This is a genomic window from Winogradskyella psychrotolerans, assembly GCF_018860545.1.
Classification (GTDB): domain Bacteria; phylum Bacteroidota; class Bacteroidia; order Flavobacteriales; family Flavobacteriaceae; genus Winogradskyella; species Winogradskyella psychrotolerans_A.
On the sequence record NZ_JAHKPN010000011.1, the window covers coordinates 407,305 to 423,307 of the forward strand.

Genomic DNA, 16,003 nt, shown 5'->3' on the forward strand with positions numbered 1-16,003 from the left:
AGTCCTATCAAAGAGACAATTCTCATATAATTAAAACATTTAGGACTGATACAACGGCATTAAACCATTAACGATTTACTCGCTTAATTCTTCACAGATTCTGCAACTTTATTTTTTATAGCATACGTCATCTTTAAATCATGAAGCACATTAATAGCTTCTTCAACATAAACATCTTTGGCTAAAGCCTCATGCCAACGATTACGTTTATCCATTAAAACAGAATCCTGATCCATTAGTTTCAACTCATATGGCAATGATGTAAAGGTTAAATCAGTTTGATATTCAGATAACTTAGCAAAACGCTTTGCTTCTTCCTCATTAACCTGCATTTCCTTTTTATACGAGTCATAGTTTAACGGATACGACTCACGGTCTCTTATGGTCTTCACCCATTGTGCATTAGCTTCTATTAACTTTAATTGCTCATTATTAGCCATTCTAGCTTTACTCTTACTGATTGTAGTGTCGTAATCAAAATAATTACCCCAAACTTCATAATCAGCGGCATCAATTTTATCCCATGCTAATGGATTTTCAAGATTTTTTTCTCCTATATCAATATAACTATAACGGTCCGGAACAACAACATCACTTTTTACCCCTTCTAATTGTGTAGAACCTCCGTTAATTCTATAAAATTTCTGCGTGGTAAACTTTAAAGCTCCCATATCACCTTTGGTATTGTTTTTAACCATTCGGTTTAAATCCATTACCGTCTGTACTGTTCCTTTACCATAAGTCTGTTTACTACCGATAATAATTCCACGTTTATAATCTTGCATTGCAGCTGCTAAAATTTCAGATGCAGAAGCCGATAATTCATTTACGAGTATGACTAAAGGACCATCCCAAACAATTGACTTGTCCTTATCTGCAAGTACTTCTTTAGCTTCACCTGTTGTTTTTACTTGTACTACTGGTCCATCCTCAATAAATAACCCAGCGATGTCAACTACAGTTTGTAAAGATCCACCACCATTATTTCTTAAATCCATTACCAAACCTTCAACGCCTTCTTCTTTTAACCTTAAAATTTCTCGTTTAATATCTGAAGCGGCATTTCGTTCGTTATAATCTTCGAAACTGATATAAAACTTAGGTAAGTTAATGATTCCGAAAGTTTTCCCTTCTTTTTCAACTATAGAAGTTTTAGCATACGTTTCTTCTAACTCAACCACATCTCTCGTAATAGAAATATCTTGAATTGTTCCATCTACTTTTTTCAATGTTAATGTCACCACAGTTCCTTTCGGTCCTTTTATGTATTTAATCGCATCTGCCAAACGCATACCAACTACATTGATAGCGTCCTTTTCATCTTCCTGCTTCACTTTAAGAATTTGATCACCGACTTCTAATTCGTTTGCTCTCCATGCTGGCCCACCACTAATAACTTCATCAACCATAATGCCATCAACTTTCTTTTGTAAACGCGCACCAATACCTTCAAATTTACCTGAAATATCTCTATCAAAACGCTCCTTATCTTCCGGTGCAAAATAGAATGTATGCGGATCGAACCCTTCAACAATTGCATTTATATACACAGCAAACCAATCGTTACGTGTTCTATCTTCAATATAATCGTAAAGCACGTCAATTGACTCTTTTGTAGCTAATCTAGCTTCGATTTCAATTTCTTTCATCGATTTCTTCTCAGCGGTTTTATCTGTCGCTGAATCTTGGTCCGTAATTATGTCATCATAATTAGTTATTGCAAAAAACTTAAGTTGTTGTCTCCAACGCTCTTTCATTTCACGTTTATTAGTGACATAAGTCAGATTTTCATAATCGGCAACGTAATCTTCTTCTTCCGTGAAATCAAAAGGCTTTTCTAGGATATCTGTATAGATGACTTTTGCTTCCGCAATACGTTGTAGCAACCTTTGGTGTGTAAGATTAAAGAATGATACGTCGTAAGCTTTAATTTGATCATCAATCTGAGACTTGTAAGCCTCAAATTCTTTAATATCCGATTCATAAAAAAAGCGTTTAAACTGATCAACATTATTCAAATAATCATCAAATACATGCGCAGAAAAATCATCATTAATATCCTTAGGTTCAAAATGACCTTGATCTAAAAGATAGGTAATCAATTGAATTAGTAATTTATCCTTATCTGGATCTTCAAATTTTTTAGTTGTAAAACTACATGAGGCGAATGCTATCAATAAAGCGAGTAGCAAAAATTTATATTTCCCTTTCATTATTATCTTTTTTCTTTTTTATTGTTATGATTTGGTAAAAATGTATTTATCAATCCACTTAATTATTTAATTGAAGATTATGCTCTATTCAGATAAACTCTATAGGATTAAAATTAAGTAGGCTTTCAATTTTTCACTAAAATAGTAGAAAAAACCATGCCATAAAAAATAGATAGCCTATTTTTTTGTTAAAGCGTAGTTTCCTTATAAATCGAAACCTTTTTTAGTATTTTTACAATTCATTAAACTTTTGTGTAAAATGTCTAAACGCCCTTTAATTTTAGTCACTAATGATGATGGTATTACTGCTCCTGGCCTAAGAACTTTAATTTCGGTAATGAACCTCATTGGAGATGTCGTGGTAGTTGCACCAGATAGTCCTCAAAGCGCTATGGGACATGCCATTACCATCAACGCTACTTTACACATGGAAAAAGTAATTATAGATGGTAAACAACCCGAATACAGTTGCTCAGGAACTCCGGCAGATTGTGTAAAACTAGCGGTTAATGAAATTCTAGGCAGACGACCAGATATTTGTGTTTCTGGCATTAATCACGGGTCCAACTCCTCCATAAATGTTATTTATTCGGGTACGATGAGTGCGGCCTTAGAAGCTGGTATTGAAAGTATTCCTGCTATTGGATTTTCGTTATTAGATTATAACTGGAATGCTAATTTTGAACACTGTAAAACATTCGTTGAAACCATTACGAGACAAGTTTTAGAACATGGATTACCAGATGGTGTGGTGCTCAATGTAAACATTCCAAACTTAGAAAAAGACGCGATAAAAGGGATTAAAATTTGCAGGCAAGCACGTGCCAATTGGAAAGAAGAATTTGACAAACGCACCAATCCAATGGGTCGTGACTATTATTGGCTCAGTGGTAAATTTGTAAATATGGATAATGGTGAAGACACCGATGAATGGGCTTTAGAACACGGCTATGTTTCTGTTGTTCCTGTTCATTTTGATTTAACAGCACACCATGCCATTCAGAAGTTGAACACTTGGCAGTTAAACACTAAAACTCAAAAGTAATAATATATAAATCTGGAAAATTTTATTAGACTCACCTCTACCGTTTTTAGATTTATGTTGCTATTCAGAATTTTAGACTAAATATTAGAAATGGTTTGTTTAGCCAGCCATTTTTAAAGATTTTATAAATTGATAAATAAAAAATGAAGTACTATATCATTGCTGGTGAAGCCTCAGGCGATTTGCATGGTTCCAATTTAATGAAAGCACTGTTTAAACAAGATGAACAGGCTGACATTAGATTTTGGGGTGGAGACCTTATGCAAAATGTTGGCGGAGAATTGGTGATGCATTATAAGGAACGTCAATTTATGGGTTTTGCTGAAGTCATTCTTAACCTCAGAAAAGTTTTAGGTCAAATCAAGTTCTGTAAATTGGATATTGAAAAATTTCAGCCCGATGTTATTATTTTCATTGATAATTCAGGTTTCAACCTAAGGATTGCCAAATGGGCAAAAGCGCTTAATTTTAAAACACATTATTATATTTCACCCCAAGTTTGGGCATCTCGAGCAAGTAGAGTTGAAAAAATAAAGAACGATATTGATGCCATGTATTGCATTCTTCCGTTTGAAAAATCATTCTACAAAAAATATGATTATGATGTTAATTTTGTTGGTCATCCACTGATTGATGCTATTGCTAACCGCCCTCAAGTAGATGGACGAACTTTTAGAAAAGAGCACGATCTTAACGAGGAACCTATTATTGCGTTATTACCTGGAAGTCGTAAGCAAGAAATAACAAAAATGCTTGGAGTCATGCTCAGCTTAGTTGATGACTTTAAAGACTACCAATTTGTCATTGCTGGAGCACCTAGTCAGGATTATGAATTCTACAAAGGCTTTATAAAGCAAAAGAATATTAAATTCATTTCTAATAAAACCTACGATTTACTTAGTATTTCAACGGCCGCCTTGGTTACTTCAGGAACAGCAACACTTGAGACTGCATTATTTAAAGTGCCACAAGTTGTTTGTTATAAAGCCAATGCCATTTCTTACCAAATAGCTAAACGTATTATTACATTGAAATATATTTCTTTAGTCAATTTAATTATGGATCGTGAAGTCGTTACAGAATTAATTCAAGGAGACTTAAACAAAAAACGTCTTAAAAAAGAATTAACTGCAATTTTAGACACCAAAAAGCGAGAGCAACTTTTTTTAGATTATTACGAATTAGAGAAAATATTAGGTGGACGCGGAGCTAGTGAGAAAACAGCTAAGTTGATTTATAATGCTATAAGAAATTCCAACAAATAAGCTTAAAAAGGAAAACAAGTCCAGACATAAAAAAAACTGACAGGTCTCAATGTTACCACAAATTCATGTAGAGGCATAATAACTATTACTATAGCGAAAACAACTAAAATCAATTTAGATATTATTCCAATTGATTTACCAGCTACTATATCATGTTTGAAGTTTAAAGCATACTCATTGACATTAATGCTATTATCATCTTGCGAATTCTTAAAATTGAGTAACGATTTCTTTCTTTGCTCTTTTAATCTGACACTAACCCAATTGACGATAAACATTAAAGCTGTAAGTCCAACAATTGCTGTTATAATGAACTCGTCAACATCCGAATAAAGTGTTATAATTTTCATGATTCTATAAATTTATAAAAATTCATCATCTTTTTTTATTAATTTCGACTTTAAAGTAACTCCTTCTACCTAAATTTAAATGAAACGTTTACTCCCATTTTTATTATTGACCTTATTTGTTGTGAGCTGTAAATCAAAAAAAACAGCGTCTAACAAAAGCAGACAGACACATAATGTAAAAGTAAACACGACTGCAAAACCCTCTGCCGAAGCTGAATCTATAGTAAAATATGCTAAAACCTTTAGCGGCACACGTTATAAATACGGTGGCACAACTAAAAGCGGTATGGATTGTTCGGGTTTAATTTATACAAGTTATAAAAAGCATGATGTGAATTTACCTAGAACCACATCTGGACTCAAAAACTCAGGAAATTGGATAGACTTAAAAGAAGTTAACGTTGGTGATTTGGTGTTTTTTGCCACCAACAAAAACAGTAGAAATGTCAATCATGTTGGTATTGTCACCAATGTAAGAACTGGTAATGTTGAGTTTATACATGCCTCAAGCAGTAAAGGTGTAATGATTTCTTCCATTGCTGAGAAGTATTGGTACTTTTCTTTTGTACAAGCGCGACGCGTCTTATAATTACATTTTCACTATCTTAGTAACTCAAAATCATGAAGTTACTAAATTTCACCATTATTAAACTGACCATTTTTTTGGTTACAGGTATTCTTTTGGCTCATTACATAAAGCTAGATTTTTACAGCATACTTTATGTAACTATTGCCTTAGTGATTTTATTGGGCTTGTATTGGTTAATTCTGAAATCTAAAATTAATCGCTCTCCCTTTTTTGGCATCTTAGCTTATTTATGCATGATAGCGGTTGGTATGACTTCCTATACCATTCAAAATGAAAAATTAAGACCAGACCATTATACGAATTTAAAAGCTTCCGAAAATACCAATACGATCATTTTCAAAATAAAAGAGCGTTTAAAGCCTGATGCTTATAATGACAAATATATTGTAAGCTTAAAATCATTTAATAAACAAGATGCCATAGGGCATTTATTGATTAACATTAAGCGTGATAGTATTCCTAAACAGTATCATGTTGATGATATTCTCTTTACTTCAGCCGAATTGAATTTAATTCAAAAACCATTGAACCCTCATCAATTCGATTATAGTAAGTATTTGGAACTCCAACAAATCTATCATCAGTTATATCTTAATTTGAGTACTATTTTACAGCTGTCAGACTCTAAATCTACAATTTATGGTTATGCTGATGCCTTACGGACTAAAATAAATGCAAAACTTATTGAAGCAGGTTTTAAAGATGATGCATTAAGTATTATGAATGCGCTCTTACTTGGTCAACGACAGACTATTGATAAGACCGTATATAATAATTATGTGAACTCTGGCACCATTCACATTTTAGCAGTTTCAGGATTACATGTTGGTATTATTTTAATAATTCTCAACTTTCTTTTCAAACCTCTACTCTATCTTAAATATGGCCATGTCATTAAACCCTTCATTTTAGTATCCATCTTATGGAGCTTCGCCGTCATTGCAGGTTTAAGGCCTTCAGTAACACGAGCAGTGACGATGTTTAGTGTTATTACAATTGCCATGCACCTTAAAAGACGAACGAATATTTATAATACATTGGTGATTTCTGCTTTTTTGATATTACTATTTAAACCGACCTTTTTATTTGCTGTTGGATTTCAGATGAGTTACTTGGCTGTTTTGAGTATTGTGAGTATTCAACCTATGATTTATAAACTTTGGCAGCCCAAATATTGGATCATAGATCAACCTTGGCAAATTTTCACAGTAACACTGGCTGCGCAAGTTGGAGTTGCACCAATTAGCTTATATTATTTCCATCAATTTCCTGGCTTGTTTTTTATTTCGAATCTTGTCGTCATTCCATTTTTAGGATTAATTCTAGGTTTTGGAATGTTAGTTATTGCCTTAGCTTTAATTGACTTTTTGCTGAAACCCATTGTTGATACATATAGTTTTATTATTGATACCTTAAATGGATTTATTGCTTGGGTCGCTCAATTTGAAAGCTTCCTGTTAAGAGATATTCCGTTTACAATATTTCAAGTTATTACATCTTATTTGATAATCGCTACATTAGTACAAACTTATAAATTTCGAAATTTTAGATGGCTAGCAATGAGCTTAATCGCTATAATCAGCCTTCAAAGTGTCACTTTTTATAATAAATATAAGGCTCAAAGTCATGAATTTATCATATTCAATAAGAGCAGGTATTCCATGATTGGATTTAAAGACAATCAAAAATTAACGGTAGCTCACAATTTAGATTCTGCCAAACTCAACTCTGATTATGCCATTCAAAATTATAAAATCGGAGAAGCTATTATAGATCTTGACACTGATAGCCTTGCATCTGTTTATCAGTATAAAAACAATACGCTCTTAGTTATTGACAGCCTAGCGGTTTATAAAAATTTAACCTTACAACCCAACTATATTTTATTGCGAAATTCTCCAAGGCTGAACCTCAATCGGGTTATTGATAGCTTAAAACCACAACTCATTATTGCGGATGCGAGCAATTACAAATCCTATTTAAAGCGCTGGAAGGAAACCTGTGTGCATAAAAAAATCCCTTTCCATCAAACTAATGAAAAGGGAGCTTTTATTATAAAATAATAAGATTTATGATTCTTTAAAAGTCGGTTCAAAAGACTCGTAATATTCATTGAAATGTTCTTGTGTTGTCATTTCCTTATACTTATCCGTATGGAACACCTTTAAATACAACTCTAACTGTTGCGGTTTTAAATACCCTTGAATTGGAGAGATTACACCACCTTCTTCATCAAAAAATATCATAGTTGGGTAAGCTCTAACTTGTAAGTATCTCGAAAAATCATGAACACTATTCCGTCTATTTACTTTTGTTTCGTCGTAGTTTGGATTTCCAAACGTATTATCCTTATAAGTAATCTCTTCATTACCTTCTGCATTAAATTTTACAGCATAATAATGTTCATTTACATAGGCCGCTACATCGGCATTTTGAAATGTATTTTTATCTAACATTTTACATGGTCCACACCAATTGGTATAAACATCCATAAATATTTTTTTAGGTTCTTTTTTCTGAAGTTCTAAAGCTTCGTCCATAGTTACCCAATTAATTTCTTGTGCTATGACTGTCATTGAAAATGCAAAAACAGCTAGAATTCCTAAAGTTACTTTTTTTATCATCATATTCGATTTGTAGCAAACAATAAGCCGAACTTACAAAAAATGCTCCTAAACAAGAGCATTTTAGATATTTTTAACGGTTTTTGTTATCGAACTCCGTGCATTAATTTTTTAAGGACAGGGTTAAGAACAAATATTATAAGCCCAGCTATAACTGGCACAATTGTAAATATTAAGAAGAACGTAGATAAACTATATTCTTTAGTTATATTTTCAATTTGACCACCAACAACAGCGGCTAACTTATTACCGATTGCTATGGCTAAATACCACATTCCAAACATTAACGCAATCATTCGACCTGGCACCAATTTACTTACATAAGAAAGACCAACAGGGGATAAACAAAGTTCTCCAAGTGTATGGAACAAATAAGCTAAAATTAGCCAAACCATACTTACTTTTATTCCGTCTACAAGGCCAAAAGCACCAAAGGCGAGTAGACCAAAACCTAGTCCCATTGTACACAAGCCTAAAGCATATTTAGTTGCTGCGCTTGGGTTATATTTACTTTCCCACCATTTAGAAAAGAAGGAAGCGAACACAATTATAAAGAAAGAGTTTAATATACTAAACCAAGACACTGTAATTTCAACTTCTTTGTCTCTCACTTTTGTCACTGTTGCAGCAACGACACCGTTATCTCTATTAAGCTCTACCCCTTTTTGCTTCGTCGTTTCTAATCGTATGTCGTCTAGGAAACCAAATTCTGATCCATCATTATTTTTAGGTGTAATATTTAATTTATCTCCAATAGTAAACGTTAATGGTTCTGCAATTTTTGTTGTTCGTGTTACTACTTTATGACTTGGATCCGATTTAGTGTTCTCTGAGACCGGAATGTAGATAAATTTCATTTTTCCATCTTCATCTACTTTTTGTTTTCCATTCTCGTCTAAATCCGCTTTTTCAATCGCTGAATATTCCACATCATAAGCTACCGTATTATAGTCTCTATTTAACATCCAACCTACGATGCCCCACATTAATAAGAAACAAATCACTAACACAATATTAGAACCAGGTATTTTCTTAAATGTTTTCTTCCATAAAATAAATAACACGTAAGAAATTATAATCAATGGAATAACGGTTAGTAAGGTATTTACGATATTGAATATTGTTGCCGCACTTCCGCTTAACATTCTGTCTACATTATCTCTAGCAAAAATCACTAATGAAGATGCTCCTTGTTCAAAAGACATCCAGAAAAACACGGTAAAGAAAGCAAATATTATAAAAGCGATCATTCGGTCTCTTACGACTCTTGTATAACGCATGATCCTACCAATAACGAGTACTAAAAATAAAGCCAAAGCGAAAAGAACGGCTGTATATTGTCCTTCAAAATCTCCTATTTGTAAAAAAGAAAACATATCTACACCTGCAATTTTAGACATTGGATCATTAATTGCATACCCAAGACCAATTATAGATGAAATAACTATTAAAACCTTATCTAAAGTCGTAAACGGATTAGGGCGTTCTTCTTTATCTTCTTCTACAATTTCTACACTTTCTTCATTTATATTTTGCGGTAATTCTACCTCATGAACTTTAGAAGGTTTCGCGCCAATTTTACCAAATAAAGGACCTGCTAACCAAAATTGAATAGTTCCTAAAAGCATGAAAATCCCTGCTAATCCAAATCCATAGGCCCAACCCACTTTCTCTGCTAAATAGCCACAAAGCATCATTCCAAAAAAGGCTCCTGCATTTACTCCCATATAGTAGATGGTGTAAGCTCCATCTTTCTTTTCTGGGTTTTTCTTATACATATCCGAGATAATGGAAGTCATAGTTGGTTTAAAGAAACCTGTACCTACTACTAAGAGAAACAATCCAAAATACAGTGAAAATTCAGTTTCTAAAGCCATGGACGCATGACCTGCTGTCATAATTAAAGACCCAATAATAACCGCAGCTCTATACCCTGTATATTTATCCGCAAGCCAACCTCCAATAATTGGTGTGATATACAATAACATTGCATAAGTTCCAAAAAGTGCACCTGCATTTTCTACTGTCCATTCCCAACCTGGATTATAGCCAATAGCAGCCATAGTTAAGAAATTCACCAATAATACACGCATACCGTAAAACGAGAAGCGCTCCCACATTTCAGTAAAAAACAATACAAAAAGTCCGGCAGGATGACCAAGAACTTTGTCTTTAAACAGGTTTTCAATGTCTGTATTCATAAAAAATTAGTTTAGTTAGGGTGAATTCTTAAGCGTGAATTCTTTAAAGGGTTATGTAAATTAATTGTTAAGTTCTGGATTTGCTAACTCGAATTCTTCTGCTTCTAAAATTTCGTGCTCATTATCTTCTGCACCATGTGTTAACTTCTTCAATTTCTTCAAGAATAAGAGCAGTAATAACCCAAAGGCAACAGTGAATATTGTTAACCACATGAAGGTAGCGTATTCTTGTTCACTTTGCTCTTCCTCTAACACAAAAGACACACCGTAATCCTTTCCGTCTCCCTTGTTTTCTGTTATTTGAGCTTTATCCTTATCTTTTTCAAATACTAACTTTGCATGATATGGATTAGATGCAGAAACATTGTTTTCTGTTAAATCTTCTAATAACTGATTTGTATTTGAATCCTCGCCTTGCGACATTTTAAATAAAGCATTCAAATCTTTTCCAGTGTCAAAATCTTTAAATACGACTTGCCCATTATCTGGATAGACTGTAGACCTTATGACGAAATTTTTATCTTCATTAATAGGATAATCCGTTATTTCAACAACTTTTTTATTCTCATTTTTAATTTTGAAAGTTTCTTTTGAAATGAATGGTAATATCTCTTGTTTGTTCACAATCATTTCACCTGTAAATGACTCTAATTGAGAAGACTCACCAATAGTACCGGCTAACTTGTTTCCAAATCCTGTAGCTGCAAAATAAACCCCCATCATAATAGAGGCATATTTTAATGGAGCCAACTTAGTTATAAATGATAAAGACACAGGAGACGTACATAATTCTCCTATTGTATGGAATAAGTACGCTAAGAAAATCCACATCATAGCTGCTTTCCCAAACGTTTCTGCACTAGCTTCTTGAGAAGCGAACATCATAAAGACATATCCTAGCCCCATGATAATGGTTCCGATTGCCATTTTGAATAATGAAGAAGATTCTCTTCCACTTTTCTTCCACCAAATCCAAAAACCACCTATAATCGTTCCGAATATAATAATATAACCTGCATTTAAAGATTGGAAAACAGCTGCAGGTATTTCCTCCAACCAACTCCACCCAGTAGTTCTATCAACTTTAGCATCCGTATATAAGTTCATTAATCCTCCTGCTTGCTCAAAAGCTCCCCAAAACACAACGACGATTAAGAATGAAATTAATAAAACTACCACTCTATCTTTTTCAATTTTACTCAACGGTCGTTTTGAAGCTAAGCGCTCTGCTTCTGTCGCCTGGCTGCCTCCTGTAAATTCACCAATACCTTTTAAGAATTTTTGTCCCCACATAAATACAGCTTGACCGAGTAACATTCCAATACCAGCTAAGCCAAATCCATAATGCCATCCGTAATAATAAGCGACTAAACCAACAGTAATACTTGCTAAGAAAGCACCAACATTAATACCTATATAAAAAATTGTAAAACCACTATCGCGTCTAATATCTCCTTCTTTATACAAACCACCAACCATAGTAGAAATGTTTGGCTTAAGACCACCAACACCTAATATAATTAAAGCTAAACCAGTAAAAAAGGCCCAGCTCTGAGGTATTGCTAGAATTCCATGACCAAAACATAAAAGTAGTCCTCCAACCATTACAGTTTTCTTCTGACCTAAAAATTTATCTGCGATCCAACCACCTGGAATTGAAGCCACATACACTAACATAGTATACCATCCGTACAACCAAATGGCATCTTTGTTAGACCACCCCAATCCTGGATCAATAGCTGTTGCCGAAGTTGCCATATAAAGCACCAAAATACCTCGCATTCCGTAGTATGAGAATCGTTCCCACATCTCAGTAAAAAACAGAATGAATAAACCTACTGGATGTCCAAATAGTTCTTTTTGGTGTGCTTGTTTAATCGTTGTTGACATAATCTTATGAGTTAGTGTTAGTTAGTTTTATCTTAAATTATTAAAGGCTATAGGCTTTAGACATTTACATGTTATCACCCAGTGTTTTATGGATAAAATTCGTCATCTTCTTATATAAATGCAACCTTGTATTTCCTCCGTAAATTCCGTGATTTTTATCAGGATAAATCATCCATTCAAATTGTTTATCCGCTTGGATGAGCGCTTCTACCATACGCATGGTATTCTGCACATGTACATTGTCATCACCTGTTCCGTGAATTAACAAATAGTCTCCTTTTAATTTATCCACATGATTTATTGGCGAATTTTCGTCATAACCGGTTGGGTTTTCTTGAGGAGTCGTCATATAACGTTCTGTATAGATTGAATCGTAAAATCTCCAACTTGTTACAGGAGCTACTGCTATGGCCATTTTAAAAACGTCATTACCTTTAAGTAGTGCGTTACTACTCATAAAGCCACCATAACTCCAACCCCAAATTCCTATTCTTTCCGCGTCAATATAACTTAGTTTGCCTAATTGCTTTGCTGCCTCAATTTGGTCTTCAACTTCATATTTCCCCAATTCATTTTGAGTCACTTTTTTAAAGTCAGCTCCTTTAAATCCTGTTCCTCTACCATCTATACAAACCACAATAAACCCTTGTTGCGCTAACATTTGATACCAATAATCATTTGTGCTATTCCAACGGTTAGCCACTTGTTGCGACCCTGGACCAGAGTATTGGTACATAAATAAAGGATAAACCTGATTAGCATCAAAATCCTTAGGCTTAATGGTCCACATATTTAAATCATTACCATTAACCGATATCGTACTAAATTCTTTTTCAGACATCACGTAAGATTCCAACCGTTTTGTTAAAGCATCATTATCTTTAATCAATTTTACCAGTTGACCTGATTTAGAATTGTGCAGCGTATATTCTTGTGGAGTTGTTGCACTTGAAAACGTGTTTATAAAATATGTAAAATCAGCACTAAAAGAAGCACTGTTTGTACCATCCTTTTGCGTTAAACGTTTTTTGTTTTTTCCATTGAGCTGTATAGCATACACATCTCTATTGATAGAACCATTCTCCGTAGATTGGTAATAAATAGTATTTGCTTTTTCATTGAAACCATAATAATTAGTCACTTCCCAATTCCCTTTTGTGACTTGATTTATAAGCTTTCCTTCTTTTGAATAATGATACACATGATTATAACCATCTAACTCACTCGTCCAAATAAAACTATCATCTTTTAAGAAAGTTAAGTTAAAAGTAACATCGATATATGCTTTATCTTTTTCAGACAAAATTAATTTTGAAGCAGGTTTATTGGTGTCAATAAACCATAAATCCAATTCATTTTGATGACGATTCATAAATTGCACACTCAATATGCTAGCATCATTCGTCCATTCTAATCTTGGAATATAAAAATCCTCATAGGTTTTACTTACCCCTAATTCTGAAAGTTCATTTGTCGTTAAATCATATAAATGTATCGACACTTTAGAATTGGCTTCACCAGCTTTAGGGTATTTAAACACATGTTGCGTTTGGTATAAATCCGCCCCATAAACATCCATTGAAAATTCTGGAACATCAGATTCGTCAAACCGTATAAAAGCAATTTGATTACTATCGGCATTCCAATCAAAAGCTCTTACAAAACTAAATTCCTCTTCGTAAACCCAATCCGTAATACCATTTATGATGCTATTTTTTTTCCCATCTGAAGTCAACTGCTCAATGCTACCAGATTTTAAATCCTTAACGTATAAGTTATTCTCAAAACCATAAGCCACTTTAGTGCCATCTGGAGATAATGTTGGTTCTTGAACTAAGTCATCGGATACTTTCGTTACTTTTTTAGTAGTGAGATCATAAATGTAATATTCACCTAAAGTAGAACGTCTAAAAACAGGTTGTGATTTTGTTGTAAGAATTATTTGAGATTCATCCGCACTAAATGAATAATCAAAAAAACCTTGAATCTCAGCAATGTCTGCAGAAGAGATTAAGGTTTTTACTTTTTCTAAAGTTTTATAATCGTAAATATCTATAGTAGATGTTCTATTTTGTCTGTCAAAATTTAAAACTGAATATTGCTTACCATTTGCCATTGAATGTAAGGCCTGCATACCTTCAGTTCTGAACGAACCACTCCATATGTCTTGAAGTGTAATTTGCTTTTCCTGACAGAAAACTAAAGAGGTGATCAAAAAGGCAAACACAGCCACAAAAGGTCTTAATTTCATAAATTTCATATGTTTATATCCATTGCTTTCTACAGGTCACATGCGGTTTGCTATTCATCAATCCTTATAGATATGGAAATTTTGGCAAGCGTGTTTGATGTTTAAATAAAGCAATGCCAAGTTTACTAAAAATTATGCAAAAAACCGCTATTATTAACACGAAATCGGGATTTACAAGCTATTAATGTATACATTTTATACCAATCCTAGTATCTTTGTTTTTTCAAAAATAAAAATCAACATGCCAAACACCATTTCTGGCTTTTCTAAGCTTACTAAATCCGAAAAAATTGAGTGGCTTTTAAACACGTACTTCACAGATAAAGATAATGCTAGAACCCTGGTTCAAAGGTATTGGAACACAGACCATAAACTTCAAAAGTTACACGATGAGTTTATTGAAAACACTATTACTAACTACTATTTACCGTTAGGTGTTGCTCCAAATTTTCTAATTAATGAGACCACGTATGCCATTCCAATGGCCATTGAAGAAAGTTCTGTGGTTGCAGCAGCAAGTAAAGCTGCTAAATTTTGGTTAGATCGCGGAGGTTTTAAAGCCGAAGTCATATCTACCGAAAAAATTGGTCAGGTTCATTTTATATACAAAGGAGATTTCAATAACCTTGAAGCGTTTTTTAACCATATAAAACCAAAACTAATTAGCGACACAGCATCCATAACTAAAAGTATGGAGCGCAGAGGAGGTGGTATTTTAGATATTGAATTACGAAACAAATCGGAGGATTTACCTCATTATTACCAGCTTCATGCCACGTTTGAAACATTAGATGCGATGGGAGCTAATTTCATCAATACCTGTTTAGAGCAATTTGCTTCGACTTTTAAAAATGAAGCTTTACAATTTGCAGGTTTTACTAATGAAGAAAAGGACATTTCTATTATAATGAGTATTCTTTCTAATTACGTACCACAATGTTTGGTCCGTGCGGAAGTCTCATGTGCTATTGAAGATTTAAAAAGTAAAGACATTCCTAATCCTGAAGATTTCGCTCAAAAATTTAAGCAAGCTGTAAATATCGCTGAAATCGAACCTTATAGAGCCGTAACACACAATAAAGGTATTATGAACGGCATTGATGCTGTTGTTTTAGCCACAGGAAATGATTTTAGAGCGGTTGAAGCTGGTGTACACGCATACGCGGCAAAAGACGGCTCATACTCTAGTTTAACGCACTGCTCAATAGCCAATGGTATATTTAAATTTTGGATTGAAATTCCACTAGCCTTAGGAACCGTTGGAGGCTTAACTAACTTACATCCTTTAGTAAAGTTCTCATTAGAAATGCTTCAAAAACCTAATGCAAAAGAATTAATGAAAATTGTTGCTGTTGCGGGATTAGCTCAGAATTTTGGGGCTTTAAAATCTTTAACGACCACAGGAATTCAAGAAGGCCATATGAAAATGCATTTGATGAATATCTTAAATCAGTTTGCAGCTACAGATAAAGAAAAACTAACGCTTGTAGAACATTTTAAGACGAATGTGGTTACGCATAATGCGGTTGTTGAAGCGATAGAGGAAATTCGCAGATAAGGACATTCCAAATAACA

The 16,003-nt window shown here is 33.7% G+C and carries 11 protein-coding genes; 5 read left to right on the top strand and 6 right to left on the bottom strand.

All coding sequences use genetic code 11. The features are described from left to right. Positions 1-83: 83 nt before the first annotated feature. Positions 84-2,213: a carboxy terminal-processing peptidase gene (locus KO515_RS05255; protein ID WP_215935322.1), complete on the bottom strand. Its 2,130-nt coding sequence runs from the start codon at positions 2,211-2,213 to the stop codon at positions 84-86. Positions 2,214-2,472: 259 nt separating this feature from the next. Between KO515_RS05255 and surE the strand changes: the two genes are divergently transcribed. Continuing rightward, a complete protein-coding gene (gene surE / locus KO515_RS05260; RefSeq protein ID WP_215935323.1) occupies positions 2,473-3,258 on the top strand; it encodes a 5'/3'-nucleotidase SurE in 786 nt (261 codons plus the stop codon). Positions 3,259-3,401: 143 nt separating this feature from the next. Continuing rightward, entirely contained in the window at positions 3,402-4,523 is a 1,122-nt protein-coding gene (gene lpxB, locus KO515_RS05265; RefSeq protein WP_215935324.1) for a lipid-A-disaccharide synthase, read from the top strand. Between the two features lie 2 nt (positions 4,524-4,525). On the opposite strand, the gene KO515_RS05270 is transcribed toward lpxB, so the two are convergent. Further along, positions 4,526-4,873: a hypothetical protein gene (locus KO515_RS05270; protein WP_215935325.1), complete on the bottom strand. Its 348-nt coding sequence runs from the start codon at positions 4,871-4,873 to the stop codon at positions 4,526-4,528. Positions 4,874-4,952: 79 nt separating this feature from the next. On the opposite strand from KO515_RS05270, the gene KO515_RS05275 reads away from it, so the two are divergent. Beyond that, positions 4,953-5,462 (top strand): C40 family peptidase, encoded by a 510-nt coding sequence (locus KO515_RS05275; protein ID WP_215935326.1) that lies wholly within the window; start codon positions 4,953-4,955, stop codon positions 5,460-5,462. A gap of 32 nt (positions 5,463-5,494) precedes the next feature. After that, complete coding sequence (locus KO515_RS05280) at positions 5,495-7,525, top strand: ComEC/Rec2 family competence protein (protein WP_215935327.1); 2,031 nt, start codon at positions 5,495-5,497, stop codon at positions 7,523-7,525. Positions 7,526-7,531: 6 nt separating this feature from the next. Here the strand turns inward: KO515_RS05280 and KO515_RS05285 are convergent, their stop codons facing one another. From KO515_RS05285 to KO515_RS05300, 4 genes are all read right to left on the bottom strand, one after another. Next, on the bottom strand, positions 7,532-8,086 hold the full coding sequence (locus tag KO515_RS05285) for a thioredoxin family protein (protein ID WP_215935556.1): 555 nt from the start codon (positions 8,084-8,086) through the stop codon (positions 7,532-7,534). An 86-nt stretch (positions 8,087-8,172) separates the two neighbouring features. After that, positions 8,173-10,287 carry a peptide MFS transporter gene (locus tag KO515_RS05290; protein WP_215935328.1) on the bottom strand — a complete coding sequence of 705 codons (2,115 nt, stop codon included), beginning with the start codon at positions 10,285-10,287 and terminating at the stop codon, positions 8,173-8,175. Positions 10,288-10,347: 60 nt separating this feature from the next. Then, a complete protein-coding gene (locus tag KO515_RS05295) occupies positions 10,348-12,177 on the bottom strand; it encodes a peptide MFS transporter (protein ID WP_215935329.1) in 1,830 nt (609 codons plus the stop codon). Between the two features lie 64 nt (positions 12,178-12,241). Further along, positions 12,242-14,428 (bottom strand): S9 family peptidase, encoded by a 2,187-nt coding sequence (locus KO515_RS05300; RefSeq protein ID WP_215935330.1) that lies wholly within the window; start codon positions 14,426-14,428, stop codon positions 12,242-12,244. Between the two features lie 184 nt (positions 14,429-14,612). Here KO515_RS05300 and KO515_RS05305 point away from each other — a divergent pair, with 184 nt between their 5' ends. After that, positions 14,613-15,986: a hydroxymethylglutaryl-CoA reductase, degradative gene (locus tag KO515_RS05305; RefSeq protein WP_215935331.1), complete on the top strand. Its 1,374-nt coding sequence runs from the start codon at positions 14,613-14,615 to the stop codon at positions 15,984-15,986. The last annotated feature ends 17 nt before the right edge of the window (positions 15,987-16,003 follow it).

What these genes read in the sequence shown, in the direction of transcription:
- KO515_RS05255 (WP_215935322.1), bottom strand. Translation starts at nt 2,213, where the DNA reads ATGAAAGGGAAATATAAATTTTTGCTACTCGCTTTATTGATAGCATTC.
- surE (WP_215935323.1), top strand. Translation starts at nt 2,473, where the DNA reads ATGTCTAAACGCCCTTTAATTTTAGTCACTAATGATGATGGTATTACT.
- lpxB (WP_215935324.1), top strand. Translation starts at nt 3,402, where the DNA reads ATGAAGTACTATATCATTGCTGGTGAAGCCTCAGGCGATTTGCATGGT.
- KO515_RS05270 (WP_215935325.1), bottom strand. Translation starts at nt 4,873, where the DNA reads ATGAAAATTATAACACTTTATTCGGATGTTGACGAGTTCATTATAACA.
- KO515_RS05275 (WP_215935326.1), top strand. Translation starts at nt 4,953, where the DNA reads ATGAAACGTTTACTCCCATTTTTATTATTGACCTTATTTGTTGTGAGC.
- KO515_RS05280 (WP_215935327.1), top strand. Translation starts at nt 5,495, where the DNA reads ATGAAGTTACTAAATTTCACCATTATTAAACTGACCATTTTTTTGGTT.
- KO515_RS05285 (WP_215935556.1), bottom strand. Translation starts at nt 8,086, where the DNA reads ATGATAAAAAAAGTAACTTTAGGAATTCTAGCTGTTTTTGCATTTTCA.
- KO515_RS05290 (WP_215935328.1), bottom strand. Translation starts at nt 10,287, where the DNA reads ATGAATACAGACATTGAAAACCTGTTTAAAGACAAAGTTCTTGGTCAT.
- KO515_RS05295 (WP_215935329.1), bottom strand. Translation starts at nt 12,177, where the DNA reads ATGTCAACAACGATTAAACAAGCACACCAAAAAGAACTATTTGGACAT.
- KO515_RS05300 (WP_215935330.1), bottom strand. Translation starts at nt 14,428, where the DNA reads ATGAAATTAAGACCTTTTGTGGCTGTGTTTGCCTTTTTGATCACCTCT.
- KO515_RS05305 (WP_215935331.1), top strand. Translation starts at nt 14,613, where the DNA reads ATGTATACATTTTATACCAATCCTAGTATCTTTGTTTTTTCAAAAATA.